The sequence below is a fragment of the Dyadobacter subterraneus genome (assembly GCF_015221875.1).
Taxonomy (GTDB): Bacteria; Bacteroidota; Bacteroidia; order Cytophagales; family Spirosomataceae; genus Dyadobacter; species Dyadobacter subterraneus.
On sequence record NZ_JACYGY010000001.1, the window covers coordinates 2,985,781 to 3,002,332 of the forward strand.

The 16,552-nt window shown below is 41.8% G+C and carries 6 protein-coding genes; 2 read left to right on the forward strand and 4 right to left on the reverse strand.

Annotated elements, in window-relative coordinates; genetic code table 11:
- From IEE83_RS12290 to IEE83_RS12300, 3 genes are all read right to left on the reverse strand, one after another.
- Complete coding sequence (locus tag IEE83_RS12290; RefSeq protein ID WP_194120865.1) at nt 1-1,680, reverse strand: RagB/SusD family nutrient uptake outer membrane protein; 1,680 nt, start codon at nt 1,678-1,680, stop codon at nt 1-3.
- 15 nt (nt 1,681-1,695) lie between these two features.
- Nucleotides 1,696-4,818 (reverse strand): SusC/RagA family TonB-linked outer membrane protein, encoded by a 3,123-nt coding sequence (locus tag IEE83_RS12295; protein ID WP_228101783.1) that lies wholly within the window; start codon nt 4,816-4,818, stop codon nt 1,696-1,698.
- Between the two features lie 292 nt (nt 4,819-5,110).
- A complete protein-coding gene (locus IEE83_RS12300) occupies nt 5,111-9,328 on the reverse strand; it encodes a hybrid sensor histidine kinase/response regulator transcription factor (RefSeq protein ID WP_194120866.1) in 4,218 nt (1,405 codons plus the stop codon).
- A 357-nt stretch (nt 9,329-9,685) separates the two neighbouring features.
- Here IEE83_RS12300 and IEE83_RS12305 point away from each other — a divergent pair, with 357 nt between their 5' ends.
- Nucleotides 9,686-9,886, forward strand: a complete 201-nt coding sequence (locus IEE83_RS12305) for a hypothetical protein (RefSeq protein ID WP_194120867.1) — start codon at nt 9,686-9,688, stop codon at nt 9,884-9,886.
- Between the two features lie 341 nt (nt 9,887-10,227).
- Nucleotides 10,228-11,820: a carbon-nitrogen hydrolase family protein gene (locus IEE83_RS12310; protein ID WP_194120868.1), complete on the forward strand. Its 1,593-nt coding sequence runs from the start codon at nt 10,228-10,230 to the stop codon at nt 11,818-11,820.
- Between the two features lie 167 nt (nt 11,821-11,987).
- On the opposite strand, the gene IEE83_RS12315 is transcribed toward IEE83_RS12310, so the two are convergent.
- The gene (locus IEE83_RS12315) at nt 11,988-16,100 is read right to left on the reverse strand and encodes a hybrid sensor histidine kinase/response regulator transcription factor (protein ID WP_194120869.1); all 4,113 of its coding nucleotides are present in this window, start codon (nt 16,098-16,100) and stop codon (nt 11,988-11,990) included.
- Nucleotides 16,101-16,552 lie beyond the last annotated feature (452 nt).

Sequence of the window (16,552 nt, forward strand, 5' to 3'; positions counted from 1 at the left end):
TTAATATCCTTGATTCTGTGTCAGCTTATTGTTAGAAGCCTGAATTTCGGTACGTGGTATGGGCAGCCAATATTGTTTTTCGGCAAAGCTTTTTCCCGATAATGCTTCTTTTTGCTTATAGGTATAAGCCGTTCCGTTCTTGCCGATCTCTATACCATAGGCAGGTACATTTTCTTTTTCTGCTGCAATTTTCCAGCGGCGAACGTCATAGAAACGGTGCTCTTCAAACGCCAGTTCAATACGGCGCTCGTTACGGATCCGCTCGCGCATTTGAGCCTGGGTAAGTCCGGCAGGAATTACTGGCATATTCACACCCACACGCTGACGCACCGCGTTTATGGCCGCATAAACAGATGCATCTGGCCCGGATGCTTCGTTTTGCGCCTCAGCAAAGTTTAGCAGAATCTCTGCATAGCGGAAGTAAATCCATGTCTGCGTACCGGCAACATCCCATGGGTTATCTATCGGCAGATTATCATTCATGAATTTTCTAAGATAATATCCGGTCTTTGAAGTGTTCCAGTTTGAAGGACCATCCTTGCTGTCTTTTCCACCAGGAGTATAGGTTTCAATGGTGCTGTTTCTGTAAGTCGCGCCATTATACAGAATTGTTGCATAAAATCTTGGATCCCTGTTTTTATAAGGATTTTGCGGATCGTAGCTAGTTTTAGCATCGGTCACTTTGGTGCCGTCCATCATTTCATAGTCATCCACAACATTTTGCAGCGGCACGTTTCCACCCCATGCATTGTAGCTGTTTGGTCCGTTTGCAATTTCCAGACATACGTGACGCGCCCCGATAGCATACAGCCTTCCAAAGATAATTTCAGAATTATCATTTGATGTAAAAAGGTTACCATAACCCCCTGTGTAAAGGCTGTATTTGTTTAGGTCCATTACAGATTTTGCCGCTGCCGCTGCTGCTTGCCAGGTACCTGCATTATACAAAGCGCTGGCTGCATAAAGTGTTAACCGCGATTTTAAAGCCAAAGCTGCACCTTTTGTTGCTCTTCCCAGTTTCCAGCTATTGTTGTCATTGGACTCCGGAAGTAAAGCTGCCGCCTCGTCAAGCTGTGCAATGGCATAATCAAGACTGGTTTTAATATCAGAGCGGTCGAAAAGATCCTGGCTGGTCAGATCATTACTGATTTCGGTTACCTTATCACCCAGTAATACCACGCCGCCGTAATTACGGATAAGGTCATGATAGCGGAATGCGCGGATAAACTGTAACTCGCCTTTAAGCATCCGTTTTTTTCCTTCACTCACCGGGACTTTATCCAGATTGGCAAGCGCATAATTGATCTCACGGATACTTCGGTAGCTTCTTCCCCAGAAGCTGCCTGCAATCCCTGTATTTTCCGGAGCGATCTGACCGCGCTGTATCAGCCAGGTATTGTCATCATTATTGTAAATGGATTCATCAGTGAGTGATGACCACATGGCATATTCAAATCCGCGACCAAATCCGGGCAAAGTTCCCTCGGCTTCTTTATCTGTAAGCCTTGTTCCCATGTAGCGGTTAATGACGTAAGCCTCAAACAAAACAGAGTCTGACAGGATGGAAGCATCTGATACGCGGTCGGTGGGTACCACATCCAGAAAGTCTTTCTGGCAGGATACCATAAACATCGAGCTGGCAAGAGCTGTTAAAACGGTAATTCTTTTTATATACTTCATTTTGATTCTTTACGGTTAAAACTTGATGCTTAATCCAAGGTTCAGGATACGTTGCTGCGGGTAAAACTGTCCGCTTCCCTGGCTTCCTTCCGGATCGTAATCCTTCACGCCCGTAAGTGTGAAAAGGTTAAATCCGCTGGCATAAATTCTCAAAGACTGTATTTTAATTTTTGACAGCGCTGACTTAGGCAATGTATAACCCAATTCCACGTTTTTCAATCTGACAAAAGCTGCATTGTTCAGCCAGAAATCATTTTGGTTCAGTCCGCCGTTGATTGAGGAGGAAGCGCGCGTGTCTGCACGTGGGTAGCTTCCTTCCGGATTGGTCGGGCTCCATCTGTTGTTTGCCCAGCTGCTGTAAAAGTTACCAACCTGGCCTGATTCCGGAAGTACATACTGGCTTGCCATAGCTTGGCCGGAGAATACTACGGAAAGATCAAAAGCTTTGTAACCGCCGTTCAAAACCACACCGTAAGTAAGCAGTGGCACATTGCCATAGTCTGTTCTTACTTTGTCATCGGCTGTTATCTTGCCATCCTTGTTGTAATCTTCCAAAATCAAATCACCGACCTGAGCGCCCTGAAGATGGGGATACTGGTCAAGGTCTGCCTGCGTGCGGTAAATACCGGCTGTTTTGTAGACCAGGTAGGTGTAAAGCGGACCGCCGGTTTCTCTTTGGTAATCCAGAGCGCCCGGCGCTTCATCTTTAAAGATGATTTTGCTTTTTGCATAAGTAATATTTCCTGAGATATTATATCTGAAAGTGCCCGCGTGATTGTAGCCCAAAGTCGCTTCAAAACCCCTGTTGTTGACCTTACCAAGGTTTTCATCCGGCACAAGCGCGCCAGAGCCGTAAGGATTTACAATGCCCGAAGTATTTGGAATCGACGCATTACGTGCGGCCAGGATATCGGAGCGTTTCTGACTGAAATAGATCACTTCTATGTTAAAGTTTTTCAGAAAAACCGCATTCAGACCAATATCCATTTTTTTGGAAGTTTCCCAGGTGATATTCGGGTTGGCAAGTTTTGTTAAATCAATTCCCGGCGTAATGACGCTGCTTCCCAACACATACTGGTTGTTGAAAGAGTAGTTATTGTAAAACTGGAACTGGCCAACATTGTCATTCCCTAGTGAACCATAGGAAGCGCGGATTTTCAAATCATTGATAAAGGTTACGCTATTTTTAAACCAGTCTTCCTGCGAAATACGGTAACCCGCAGAAATAGAAGGGAAAAAACCGTACTGGTTTCCTTTTGGAAAAATAGATGAACCATCTACACGTGCCTGGATTTCAGCCAGATATTTCTCGTCGAAATCATAGGCAAAACGCCCTATAAAGCTTTTTCTGGTAAAGTTGTAACTGCTGCCGGAGTTGTTTTTGTCAGTTGCCGCTGCGCCGCCCTGTGAGAGTTCTGGTGTTGAAACCGTTGGATAATTGATGCGTGAGGCTTCAAAAGTCAACTCGTTTCTCTTGTTCTGCTCATAAGCAACAAAGGTGTTGATGTTGTGTTTTCCAAGATGTTTCAAATAAGTCAGTTTGATATTCTGGGTGATGTTTGTCAGATTGATCTGTTTCTGAGCCAGTGAGGCTTTCCCGGCAGAACCGCCTGTTACCACCTGCGAATAAGTGTCTGTTGCTTTGTTATAATTATAAAGCGTATAGGGCGTAGAGAAGGTTTTGGTGAAATTGAATGATTTATCGACCGAATAAAATCCGTCTACCGAAAGTCCGTCAATAAAAGGCAGATTGTAGCTTGCTCTCAGAATACCGTTGAAAATGGAAGTCGGATTGCTGCTTGTGCCGCCTATATCTGTTCCCAATACCGCAGGATTGCTGTTTTCCACACCCGTAGAATAATAGCCGTTCGGAAACTGTGCAATCAACGTAGGGTAGGCGCGGTATATAGACCGGAATGTGTTTTCAGCCGAAGAAATCGGGAAATTTCTGTTTTCCTGACGTCCTGATAAACCGAGGCTCACTTTAAAATCTTTTGTGATATTGGCATCAATATTTGATCGGAAATTATACTGTTTGTACTTTGTGGCGCCACTGCGGTAGAGACCGTCCTGGTAAATTGTTCCAAGCGAGACATAGTATTTCACATTTTCAGTACCACCATTTACGCTCAGATTGTGTTGGTTTTGAAGCGCGAAGTTTTTGAGGGCAACTTTTTGCCAATCTGTGTTAGGATAGTTGATCGGATCTGAACCGTTTCTGAATTTTTCGATTTCATCAGCCGAATAATACTGGTTCATTCCGCCAGACGGATTGTTGTAATAATCGATTTCGTTCAAAATCGTTGCATACGTGGCTGCATCCGCCAGTTTCGGCAGACGGGTGGGAGAGGAAAAGCCCTGGTTGAAACTGTAAGAAATAACCGGTTTTCCTGTCGTTCCGCGTTTTGTAGTGACCAGAATTACGCCATTTGCAGCGCGGCTACCATACACAGCGGCGGAAGCATCTTTCAGAATGGAAATGCTTTCAATGTCGTTTGGGTCAAGACGGTCCAAGCCACCAACCTGGCCCGGTATTCCATCGACAACGATTAGCACATCATTGTTTCCGGTTGAGGCAAAACCGCGTATCGTATAGCTTGACCCGTCATAACCAGGCTCACCGCCCCGGTTGTTGGCCACAAAACCAGAGAAGCGTCCTGCCAACGAGTTGGAAACGTTAGGCTGAGGACTTTTGACAATGTCAGCTCCTTTCACCTCAGATACAGAGCCGGTCAGTGTCGCCTTTTTCTGGGTCCCGTAACCAACAACTACAACCTCATTAAGTGTCTTGTCGTTGGCGACCAGTTTGATGTCAAGCTGACTTTTGTTAGCCACGGCAACTTCCTGGGCAACATAACCGATATAAGTGAAAACCAGTGTTCCGTTGCCATCAGCCAGGTTTATGGAATACTTTCCGTCAACATCGGTGGTGGTTCCCGTGGAGGTTCCTTTGAGGATCACACTGGCACCCGGAAGCGTCTCGCCATTTTCTGCGGTGATAAGTCCTTTAACTGTAAATGTCTGTCCATAGGAGAAAAAAGATAGCATTGGGATCAGCACCAACAACAGCGCAACCGATCTGATTTTTCCGTAAGACAGCTGAAAAAAGACAGCATGTTTATGAAAAGGTTTTTTCATGAATAAATAAATTGATAGGTAAATAATTGGCTTGGAGATCAGAAATAAATTTTGCGGGCTGGCTTCTGTTTTCTAACAAGACAGGCTTAAATCACCTTAATCTTGGAATAATAATAGCAGGCTTTCAGCTGGTCCGGTTTTATAAACTGATCAACCAAAAGTAGGATTATTTAAATGTTGCAGACAGGGGACATTTTCACATTAAAAGGGGGGTATATCAATAAAAATGCCTGATTTTATTAGAATCAGGCATTTTTAACTAGACATATTTCAATAAAACGGGCACAATTCGTCATTTTGGTTTGAAAATATCCTTGTTGATCGAATGTTTTTGGTGAAAGGGTTTTCTGTATTTTTTTATATATTCAGAAGGTTTCATCCCAAATAAATGGGTGAACTGCTGCCTGAAATATTTGATGTCATTGATCCCCACCAGATCGGCTGTTTCCATAATAGTCGTATCTGTACTGATCAGGATTTCCGCCGCCCGTCTTAGTCTTATAAACCTGATAAACCCATTGGTCGATTGTCCTGAAATGGATTTGATACGGTTGTATAAGGTCGAGTGGCTCATGCCGATTTCTGATGCCAGTATTTTGATATTGAAATCCGGGTTTGTAATGTGGCTTTCCACGATGGCGATGCATCGTTGCAAAAATTCCTTATACTCTGGCGAGATCTTGAAATCACCGGATTGAAGCGTAATTTCATTATAAAAATACTTTTGAAGATCGTTTCTGTTTTTTAGAACCGATGCGACTTTGGCAACAAGAAGATCTTTATCAAAGGGCTTGCTGATGTAATCGTCCGCTCCGCCCTCAATGCCTTTTAATCTGGATTCAGGTGATGAACTTGCGGTTAAAAGCACAACAGGGATATGGCTTACTGCTAGGTCCTGTTTCATTTTTAAGCACATTTCTACACCTGACATTCCCCCCATCATTACATCACTGATCACAATATCGGGCGCATGTTTTTTTACCAGCTGTAATCCCTGCTCTCCGCTTTCTGCCTGGATGAGCTTGTATTTCTCCTGAAATAGGCCAGCTAAATATCTAAGCATTTCTTCATCATCGTCAACGATTACCATGGTTGGTTTTTTCGCGTTCAGATGTTCAAGAACGGGCCTGGTCTGTTCTGTTTCACTTTCCGTCTCATCAGAAACAAGATTGCCGGGTTCAGTCAATTCTTCAAGAAAGACAGATAAATGAGCCAAATGATTTGACTGCACCTTACTTATTTTTAACTGTGGATGTTGCTTTGGAAGCTGGATTTTGAAAGCCGTGCCTTCTGAGGGACTGGACTGATAGGTGAGCGCGCCAAAATGATTCTGGACAAATGTTTTTGCCAGAAAAAGCCCAATTCCGAACCCTCCTTTTGAAATTGCTCTTTTATCAGGATATTGATGGAAGAGCGAGAATATTTTTTCACCCGCATCAGACGGAATGCCTATGCCGGAATCCTGCACCAGGATCTGGATTTGCTCTTCTGTCTCAGAGAGTGATACCTTAACATTACCGTTTTCGGGCGTAAATTTTATTGCGTTGGAAATCAGGTTGAAAAGTGCGATTTCCAGCTTTTCAATGTCTGCGGTAATTACCATGTCTTCGTTTTCGCAAACAAATTCATACCGGATATTCTTCTGTTCAGCCTGATGTAAAAAACATTGAAATACATCACTGATTAACGCTGGCAGGTTATGAATACCCAGGTTTAGCTCATCCTGCATCTGCTCAGCTTTTCTAAAAAGCAGCAGCTGGTCCACCAGGCTGAGCAGTCTTTTGGCATTACGGTGGATGATATTAAGATTTGCAGAATCCTTATTTGATTCATTTTTAAGCAGCTCTCTGACCGGATTGATAATCAGCGTCAGCGGTGTACGGAATTCATGTGAGATATTGGTAAAATAAGATATTTTACGTTCATTCAGTTCTTTTTCCTTCTGGGTTTCAAAATGTGCGAGCTGAACTTCGTATTTTAACTGCGCCTGCCTGGTTTTGTATCTCTGATAATAATAGATCAGCAAGCCGGCTGCTGTCAGATACAGAAAATATGCCCACCAGGTCTGATACCAGGGCGGTAAAATGCTGATGTAAATACTGCTATAATCTTCAAACCAGACGCCATCCTGATTTGCCGATTTTACTTTAAATACGTAATCGCCGGCCGGCAGATACCTGTAAGTGGCCGTCCGCTCATTTTGAACAAAATTCCAGTCCTTATCCAGCCCTTCCAGTTTGTATGCAAACTGGCTTTTTTCCGGATAAGCATAGTTCAAAGCCGCATACTGAATTGAAAAAACGGACTGGTGCGGTTCCAGTGTAATTTTAGTTTTGTTGCTAATGGGCTCACTAAGAATCACCTTTCCATTTTGCCTGCTTCCGATCTCTACTTTTTTTCCGAATAACTGAATGCCCGTTATCAGTACTGTTGGTTTGTATTTTGAGGTAAGGATTTGTTTGGGATAAAACAAATTCCATCCTTCGGTGCCTCCAAAACATATATAGCCTTCTTTGGGATTGTAAAGTACCGAGCCCGGATTGAACTGGCCCGACTGAAGGCCACTACTTCGGTCAAAATTCTCAATTTTATTATTTGAGAGGTTAATTCGCGAAAGGCCTCTGTTGGTACTGACCCATATGCTATTGGTACTCTCGGGTTGAATGGAATTGATCACGTTGCTTGCCAGCCCATTTTTTTCTGAATATAGTCTAAGAGTTTTCTTTTTTGTGTCATATAATAAAAGCCCGTTTCCTTCCGAACCAATCAGCAGTCTGCCCCGGTCATCCAGATAAAGTGAGAATACGATACGGTTGGAAATGTGAAAGCCCTGACGCGAATTGTTAAAAAACTGGGTGAAACGTATTGTTTTTGTATCCAGATAATTCAGACCGCCGCCGTAAGTGCCTATCCATAAGTTTCCTTTTTCATCTTCTGTAATCGCCCGGATATCGTTAGAATTTATGCTGCTGTTCGAGGGGATGAATTGCGTAAAAACGCTTTTCTCCCGGTCGAAGCGTGTCAGCCCGCCGCCATTTGTACCCACCCAAAGTGTTTTTTTGGAATCTTCGAAAATTACCCGGACGTCATTACAAGGAATACTTTCTGGGTTTTTGGGATCATTAGCAAATTGTATGAATGAGTCAGTTGCTGGATCATATTGAAAAAGACCTTTTGAATAAGTCCCGAACCACAGGATGCCTCCGCTATCCTTGTATGCCGAAATGATTGCCCCATCCTTGATGCTTCCCTGCTTGCCATCAGCACTATAATGTTTAATAACCTGGCCGGAAGATCTGGTTTTATAAATGCCGTCACCGTCGGTCCCAAGCCAAAGATTTCCTTCATTGTCCAGGCACATGCCGTAATATCTAAGGTACGTTTCCGCACGGCTGTCAATGATTTTCTTTTCGAAAAGACGGAATTTTTCAGGAATGCTTCCGATCAGATACACACCCTCTCCATAAGTTCCCAGCCAGATATTATGGTCCTTATCCATATACAGGGACTGCACAGATCTTTGGGTAATGCCCTGGTTACGGGTATTTGTAACCTGTTCAAACGAAAAATTTTCAGGGTCTAAGTTTTTCGCAGCTTCAAGATCCAGGGAATAAACGCCACCGTCCTGCACACCTACAAGCAATTTGTTCTCCTGATTCTCAACCAGCGATAGATAAATGTTGCTGTTGTGAAAGGTGCTGACGCGTAGTGTATAGAATTTTTTGTTATCTCTTTTAAACAAGAAAAGCCCTTTTGAAGAAGCGATCCAAATATTATGGGCATGATCTTCATAAATCTTATTGATGCGGGCTTTGGGAAGAGCACTGATGTCAATGCCGGATTTTTTGAGTGTCCTGTTTTTATCAATTTCAAAAACCTCAATACCCGTGTCCCTTGTTCCCAGCCAAAGAAGACCTTTTGAATCTTCCAGAACGCTTAGGACCGAATTTGTCATCAGACCCGGGAGCGTTTTCTGATCGTGATATTTAAAAACTTTACTGCTCCTATGGAATGAGGCAAATCCGGAGCCATTAAGTGACAGCCATAAATCGCCGTTTTTGGCCTGAGAAATATCCGTTACATCGTCAGCGCTCCCATGTTTTTGCAGGGAAGGAATATGACGGACAAAGTTTTCTTTTGAGGCGACAAATTCATTTAAGCCACTTCGCGAACTGGCCCAGATTACACCGTCCCGATCCTTGAATATCGATTTGACATAATTGCCCGAAATACTGGATTTATCTTCGGGATTATGCTTGAAAACTTTGAATGAGTAACCGTCAAACCTATTCAGTCCGTCCCCGGTCGCAAACCATAAAAAGCCTTTGTCATCCTGGGCGATGCTGTTAACTACACCAAACGACAACCCGTTTTGAATGGAATATCTGGTTACCCGGCCAACGCCCTGCCCATGAAGCAAACAAGGTGAAGAGAAGGTCAGTAAGAAAAAAGTTATGACTATTAGCGTTCCCGGGAATCTGTTCTGCACGTTCCATTTTCTGTTTATCATTCTTCCCGATCGTCAATAAATAGTCTTAGTTTTTCAGTCGTTGCCGTTTTAACGAAAAGATGCTTGTATATTTAACAAATTTTTAAATTTATTTTGGTAAAAATACTTTCACCGAAATTTTCTAGAATGCGGACTGGCCGTTTGATTTTTTTTGAAAAAAATCAAAAATACGCTTTTGGATAAAGAAACAACAATTTTAATCGTCGCAATGGAGATTAGCAGTATTAGAAAGCAGTTTTTTTTGATAGGTCCCAAAGCACCTTTTTCGTATAGCGTCCAGCGAATACAAAGAATGCCATAAACATTGGCATGAGATTTTTTACATGATAGTATTACGCTATCTAAATCAAAAATGTTATGCAAAATCATGAAGATAAAGTAAGAAAAGTAGAAAATAGCAATGAAGCTGACGAAGAAGATCCGAATGCAACATTAGGAAAAGCTGGATCAGAAGAAACGGGATCTCTTCCTAACGATCCGGCAGAAAATGCAAAAAAGACGTCGCCCGAGCAGGATGCTGGCAAAAAAGAAGACACCAGATTATCAGCAGGCAATTAAGCCGTTACAATAGTACAACTTAATAAAACTTTTTGTTATCACACCAGTCGCCTGCAAAAGCTTTACATATTGGAATTACAGATAACAGCAAATCTTTATCGAAGTTAATAAACGGGCGTTACTGTTAAGTACAAGAATTACATCATTTTCCCACATTGAGATTTCTCAATGTGGGAAAATGTTTTTTACCATCACCATTTAAAGGAAGCACTAAAATTAGGGCTGGCTTTCTGTTATATTTTAAATTGACAAACTAATTCCTAAGATTACTCCTCCACGCCAACGGAATTTATCGCATTCATTCATCCCACTAAAAAGATCATTGGGAACTAAGCAACCACATGGAAACTAATAAAGACACAAAATCGATTGAGAATATTGAATTGGTATTTCTTAAACCAGAAGATTATCAGGAAATTAAAGAAATGATGATTGAGACCTATTCGAATATGCCAAACGCCTATTGGAAAGAACATCACATCAAAACACTGATCTCCATTTTTCACGAAGGGCAGGTGGGCATAAGAGTAGATAATGAGCTGGCAGGGTGTGCATTGTCAATTATCGTTGACTATGACAAAGTAGATTCCAAACATACCTATAGAGAAATTACCGGCAATTATAGCTTTAAAACTCACACCAGCAAAGGAGATATTTTATATGGAATTGATGTTTTTATACGGCCGAAGTTTAGAGGTTTAAGGTTGGGAAGACGTTTATACGATTATAGAAAAGAGCTCTGTGAAAGATTAAATCTTAAAGGGATTGTATTTGGCGGCCGGATTCCTAATTACCATCAATATTCCGATGTCATCTCGCCAAAGGAGTACATTGACAAGGTAAAAAATAAAGACATACATGACCCTGTGTTAAATTTCCAATTGTCTAATGACTTTCACCCTGCAAGAATACTTCAAGGATATCTGGAAGGAGATAAAGACTCTAATGAATATGCCGTACTGCTTGAGTGGGATAATGTTTACTATGAGAAAAGTTCAGATCAGGCTGCTTTTAAGAAATCAATCATTAGGTTGGGTTTGATACAATGGCAGATGAGGCTGTACAATGACTTTAATGAATTGATGCAGCAGGTAGAATATTTCGTGGATGCAGTATCGGGTTACCGGTGTGATTTTGCCTTATTTCCTGAGTTTTTCAATGCGCCATTGATGTCGGATTATAATCATCTGGCTGAACCGGTTGCGATAAGAAAATTAGCAGAATATACTGATCGGATTGTCAGCCGGTTTTCGGAGCTTGCCATTTCATACAATATAAATATTATCACTGGAAGTATGCCGGAGGTAGTTGACAACAGTCTCTACAATGTTGGATACCTTTGTAAAAGGGACGGAGGCATCGAACGGTTCGAAAAGCTGCATGTAACGCCGGATGAGGCAAAGGTATGGGGTATGCAAGGAGGAAGCACAATAAAAACCTTTGACACGGACTGTGGCAAAATAGGTATTCTAATCTGCTATGATGTTGAATTCCCTGAGTTAAGTCGCATATTGGCCGATGAGGGAATGAATATATTGTTTGTACCATTTCTGACGGATACCCAAAATGGCTACTCCAGGGTAAGAAATTGTGCTCAGGCAAGAGCTATTGAAAATGAATGTTATGTTGCGATTGCCGGAAGTGTTGGGAATTTGCCCAAAGTTCATAATATGGATATTCAATATGCGCAGTCCATGGTTTTTACCCCTTGCGATTTTTCATTTCCTACAAATGGAATAAAAGCCGAAGCAACCCCAAACACGGAGATGATTTTAATTGCCGAAGTTGACATTGATAGTCTGCGTGAATTAAATCAATTTGGAAGTGTCCGGAATTTGAAAGACAGAAGAACTGATATCTATTCGATCATTCGCAATCAGACCAGTGAATCATCAGGTGCTAATATCCCGGTACATAAAGTGTTAAATCATTAGATTTGTTTAAAAAGCCCTTTGGCCTTGTACTAAATTGATAAATCAGACAGCCCGGAGTTGACCCACTCCTGGCTGTCTGATTTTTAAATATCACCGTTGGTTTTAATTATTTAAGATCCGTGGTGTCTGCTCAGAGTTATTAATAAAAATAGAAATCTGATCCTTTGTTATTTTGGGTGATGCGTTTTCCTTTTTACTACTTTATATTCGGTTGGAAGCATATTGAACTTGGCTTTAAATGATTTGGCAAAATAATTGGGAGCCGTAAAACCGGTCATGTAAGATATTTGCGAAATACTAAGATCGCTGTTTTCGAGCAACAACGCTGCTTTTTCAAGTTTGATAGAACGTATGAATTCAATGGGCGTCTGGCCGCTCATTTCAAGAACCCTGGTGTAAAGGGTCCCTCGGCTCATGCCGACATGTTTGCTCAGATTTTCAACGCTAAGCTGAGCGGTGTGCAGATTGTCTTCAATGTAAGAGAGCATATCTTTGAGCAATTTTTCCTGACTTGATTCCATTTGTAGCGGCTCGTCAGAAACTCTGATTTGCCTGGAATAAACGCCTTTCAAAAGCCTGTTTAACAATATCAGATTATTTATTTTGGCGTTCAAAATTTCGAAATTGAACGGTTTTGTCAGATAATCGTTAGCTCCTGAATTAAGCCCTTCAAGCTGCTGCTGCTCGCCATTGGATGCAGTAAGTAATATGATAGGAATGTGTTTCGTTCTTTTGTCTGCTTTAATCTTTTGGCTTAAAGTAATTCCGTCCATTTCCGGCATGGCAATATCACTGACGATCAACTCGGGGTGGTGACTCAACGTTTTTTGCCATCCTTCTTTTCCATTATTTGCTTCTACGACATGATAAAAAGGCATAAGGCTTTCTTTCAGATAGTGCCTGAATTCTTCGTTGTCTTCAATGATCAATACACTGGACGGATCATCAAGATTTGATTTTTCCTTTTTGTTAATAACCATGTCCTCATTGGCAGAAGGCAAAAGGAGCCTATCGGAGCCCGATTGCCCGGCCGGTGAAAGCGGTATTAAATTGGTTACCACTGGTAGCCGAACCGTAAAGGTACTGCCCAGGCCTGGCTGGCTTTTTACCGTGATCGTTCCCTGGTGCAGCTGAACAAACTCACGCACGATTGAAAGCCCGATACCACTTCCCTGATTCAGGATCGACAGATCTGTGTCATCCTGGAAAAACCTTTCAAATATTTTTTCATGGTTAGCTTCCGTAATACCTACTCCGGTGTCTTTTACCAAAATGGTGAGCCAGGAATTGCCATCAGCGGAATTTTGCTGGCAAATGCCCAGTTCTACTTCTCCACCCTTAGGTGTGAATTTAAATGCGTTAGACAGCAAATTGAAAAGTATCCGTTCCAGTTTTTCCGCGTCAAAATCCATATACAGCTGGGCAGTATCGCTTTCAATGTTGAACTGAATGCCTTTTCTGAATGAAAGGTCGCTGAACTGTTCACAGGTATCCTTGATAAACAGGATGGCATCCCTGGTTTCCAAATTGAGTTTTACCTCCTGCTGCTGCATATTTTTAATATCCAGAAGCTGGTCAACAAGGTTGAGCAGTCTTTTGGCATTTCTTTTAATCGCTAAGACCGGTGCGTTTAATTCGGTTGCTTTTGTTTTGATCAATAAATTTTCAGTAGGTGCAAGAATCAGAGATATCGGCGTTCTGAGTTCATGACTCAGATTGGTAAGAAACTTTATTTTTTGCCTGTCCAGTTCTTTTGCCTGTTCAGCTTCTGCTTGTTTTTGTTGCTCCCTAAATTCCCTTTGAAGTTTTTGGATTCCCCGGCGGCGCATTGCAAATACAATAGCAATTGGAGTCAACAGATAAAAAATATATGCATAAATGGTAAGATAAAAGGGCGGTTTTACGTGCACTGATATCGAGGTAGAATCAGGGCCCCAATTGATACCGTCACTGCTGGACTGTACCTCAAATACATAACTTCCAGGGCTTAAATTGGTGTAGCTGGCAAAATTATTGAGTCCAGTTTCATTCCAGTCGGCTTGCATGCCTATAAGCCTGTGCCGGTAATGCATCTGCCTGGGATTGGTATAATCCAGGGCGGCATACCCCAGTGAAAAATTCTGTTTGTAATCCAGATTTATCTTTTTGGCCACAGCGATATCAGCATCAATAAAACTGGAATCTGCCGCTGTAATGCTTTTGTTACCAATACGCAGATCTTTCAGGATGATAGGCGCTATGTTTTTACATGAGGGTAGACTTCGCGTATCAATGTAGTTGAAACCTGCAATGCCACCAAAAAACAAAATGTTATCAGACGTCCGTATTCCTGAGCCAAGGACAAACGTTTTGTTTTGAATCCCGTTATAAGAACTGTAATTGGTAAATTTTTTATTTTTAAGATCAAAATAACTGATACCCTGATTAGTACTCACCCAGATTCGGCCCTGAGCGTCTTCAAGAATCTTATTGATCACATTGCTTGCCAGTCCTTCCTTTTCTCCATACGAAATGAATTTTTTTGAAACGGAATCAAACAGGGCAAGTCCTTCTCCGAATGTGCCAACCCAAATGTTTCCTTTTTTATCTTCCAGGATAGATGAGACGATATTGCCGGGAAGATTACTGGATTGTTTATCGAGCAGTATCGATTTTCGTTTGACCGGGTCAAAGACTGCCAGGCCGGTTCCATGCGAGCCTATCCAGATTCTTCCCTGGCTGTCCTGTAAAATATCTCTGATATATCCATTGAGGGGAATAATCCGCTGTGAAGCAGGAACTGTCAGGTTGAAATATCTTTCAAAATGTTTTGTTTCCGGATCAAACAAGTGCACGCCACCACCATTGGTACCTATCCACAACTTGCCGGATCTGTCTTTTTGCAAACAGAAAATTTCGTTGTTACTCAGACTGGAAGAATCTTTGCCACGTAAGTATTGCTTATGTTGGCCAGTTTTTGGATTAAACTGGAATAAGCCATCCTGAAACGTTCCTATCCAAAGTTCATTCTCAGCGGTGAATTCGAGTGTCAGAATAGCCAATCCAGATGCGGCATTCCTGTTTTGAGGATTGATCTGAAATTTTTTAAAAAGATTCCTCTCCCGGTCATATAAGTTGAGCCCTCCGCCGTCTGTACCCACATATAGCGCACCTGAAGGGCTCTGGGCAAACGAGGTAACAAACGGAGCACTTAGACCATACGGATCGTTGGTATAAGATCTTTTTAATCCGAAAATAGCCAGATTTTTGTCGTACTTATTTACACCGCCTTTGTATGTACCAAGCCAGCAGATACCTTGATTATCAATCAGTATGCTGCGTACCGATTTATTTGTTAAACTAAATTCAGTTCTGGCATCCGGGCCATACCGTTGAATGTTTCCGCTGTTGATATCAAGAATATTCAGTCCTGCATCGGTGCATATCCAGATATTATGGTTATTTGCCAATGAAATTGCAAAAACCATATTAGAACTCAGAGAATTTTTATTGCCTGATTCATACTTGAAATGCTTTAAGAGCTGCCCATTTGAATCAAGTTTCAGTACGCCGCTGTAAGTACCGACCCATAAATTTCCACCAGAGTCCTCAATAATAGACTTAACAGTTCGAGAACCGCTTTCTTCCGGCAATGCCTGAAGATAATTAATGTATTCGTTGTCCTTACGGAAAGGGTCAATCCTGAACAAACCGTTTTTCGAGCCAACCCATACCCTCTGCTTTCTGTCTGTTGCAATGCTCAGTATAAGTCCTTTCGAAAGCTCATCCGGAACGTTGGGTATTGAAGAAAATGTGCTGATCCGGTGATTTTTTGCATCTACATTAACTAATCCATTGGTCGTTCCTATCCAGAGTTTTCCTGTTGCATCGCTGCCTATACTTGTGACGCTATGCGGGGATGGAATGCTCACAAATGAATCCTTTCTTCGATCATAAAAGTGTAGTCCACCTTCAATGGTTCCCACCCAGATATTACCGGTTCGGTCCTGATGTAGACTGGCAATATCATTGGATTTCAATGAGGTTGAATCCTGTTTACGGTGACGATATACCGTTACATCCGTACCATCAAATTTGTTAAGGCCATCGTCAGTTGCAAACCACATCAGTCCATGGCTATCTTTTAAAATAGCTGTTACTGTATTGGACGAGAGCCCATCCATGGAGGTAATCGACGTAAAACTTGGTTCAGCACGCTGAGCCCAGGCTGTGTAATAACCCGTAAGGATTATTACCAGCGAGCATGCAAAGTGATATATATAATAATTTGTTATGCGCATTGATCCGGTAAAATTAAAAGCCCGCCATTGTTGAGACCATCATATTTCGTATGCCAGGAAAAGTAAAGGGATATTTCAGTTCAAGGATAGGACCACGAGGGCTTCGATTACATTCCACCTACGAAAAACGGTATTTTAAACCTAAAAATGCAAGTTTCTCCTTGAATACGGCATTTTTTATGTGGATTTGAACAATAGTAGCTGTAAAATGAACAAATCTGCTCACAATAGACATCGATGCCCTATTACATTTGTCGATAATTAATCAAATAATATCTGGGAAAAATGATGAACTGAATTAGTGCACTGATTCTGATTCATCCATACTATCGAAAAATTTTCTTCCAAGGCGAAAAGCGTGAACGGAGAATTTTCAAATCAAAATTATGCCGTATTTAAATAATGTCAAATTGACACTAATTGATTACTGAAAACCAAATGAAAGTGTTCGT

Bases quoted from the DNA above. Each gene is read 5' to 3' on its own strand.
- IEE83_RS12290 (WP_194120865.1), bottom strand. From the start codon at position 1,680: ATGAAGTATATAAAAAGAATTACCGTTTTAACAGCTCTTGCCAGCTCG.
- IEE83_RS12295 (WP_228101783.1), bottom strand. From the start codon at position 4,818: ATGAAAAAACCTTTTCATAAACATGCTGTCTTTTTTCAGCTGTCTTAC.
- IEE83_RS12300 (WP_194120866.1), bottom strand. From the start codon at position 9,328: ATGATAAACAGAAAATGGAACGTGCAGAACAGATTCCCGGGAACGCTA.
- IEE83_RS12305 (WP_194120867.1), top strand. From the start codon at position 9,686: ATGCAAAATCATGAAGATAAAGTAAGAAAAGTAGAAAATAGCAATGAA.
- IEE83_RS12310 (WP_194120868.1), top strand. From the start codon at position 10,228: ATGGAAACTAATAAAGACACAAAATCGATTGAGAATATTGAATTGGTA.
- IEE83_RS12315 (WP_194120869.1), bottom strand. From the start codon at position 16,100: ATGCGCATAACAAATTATTATATATATCACTTTGCATGCTCGCTGGTA.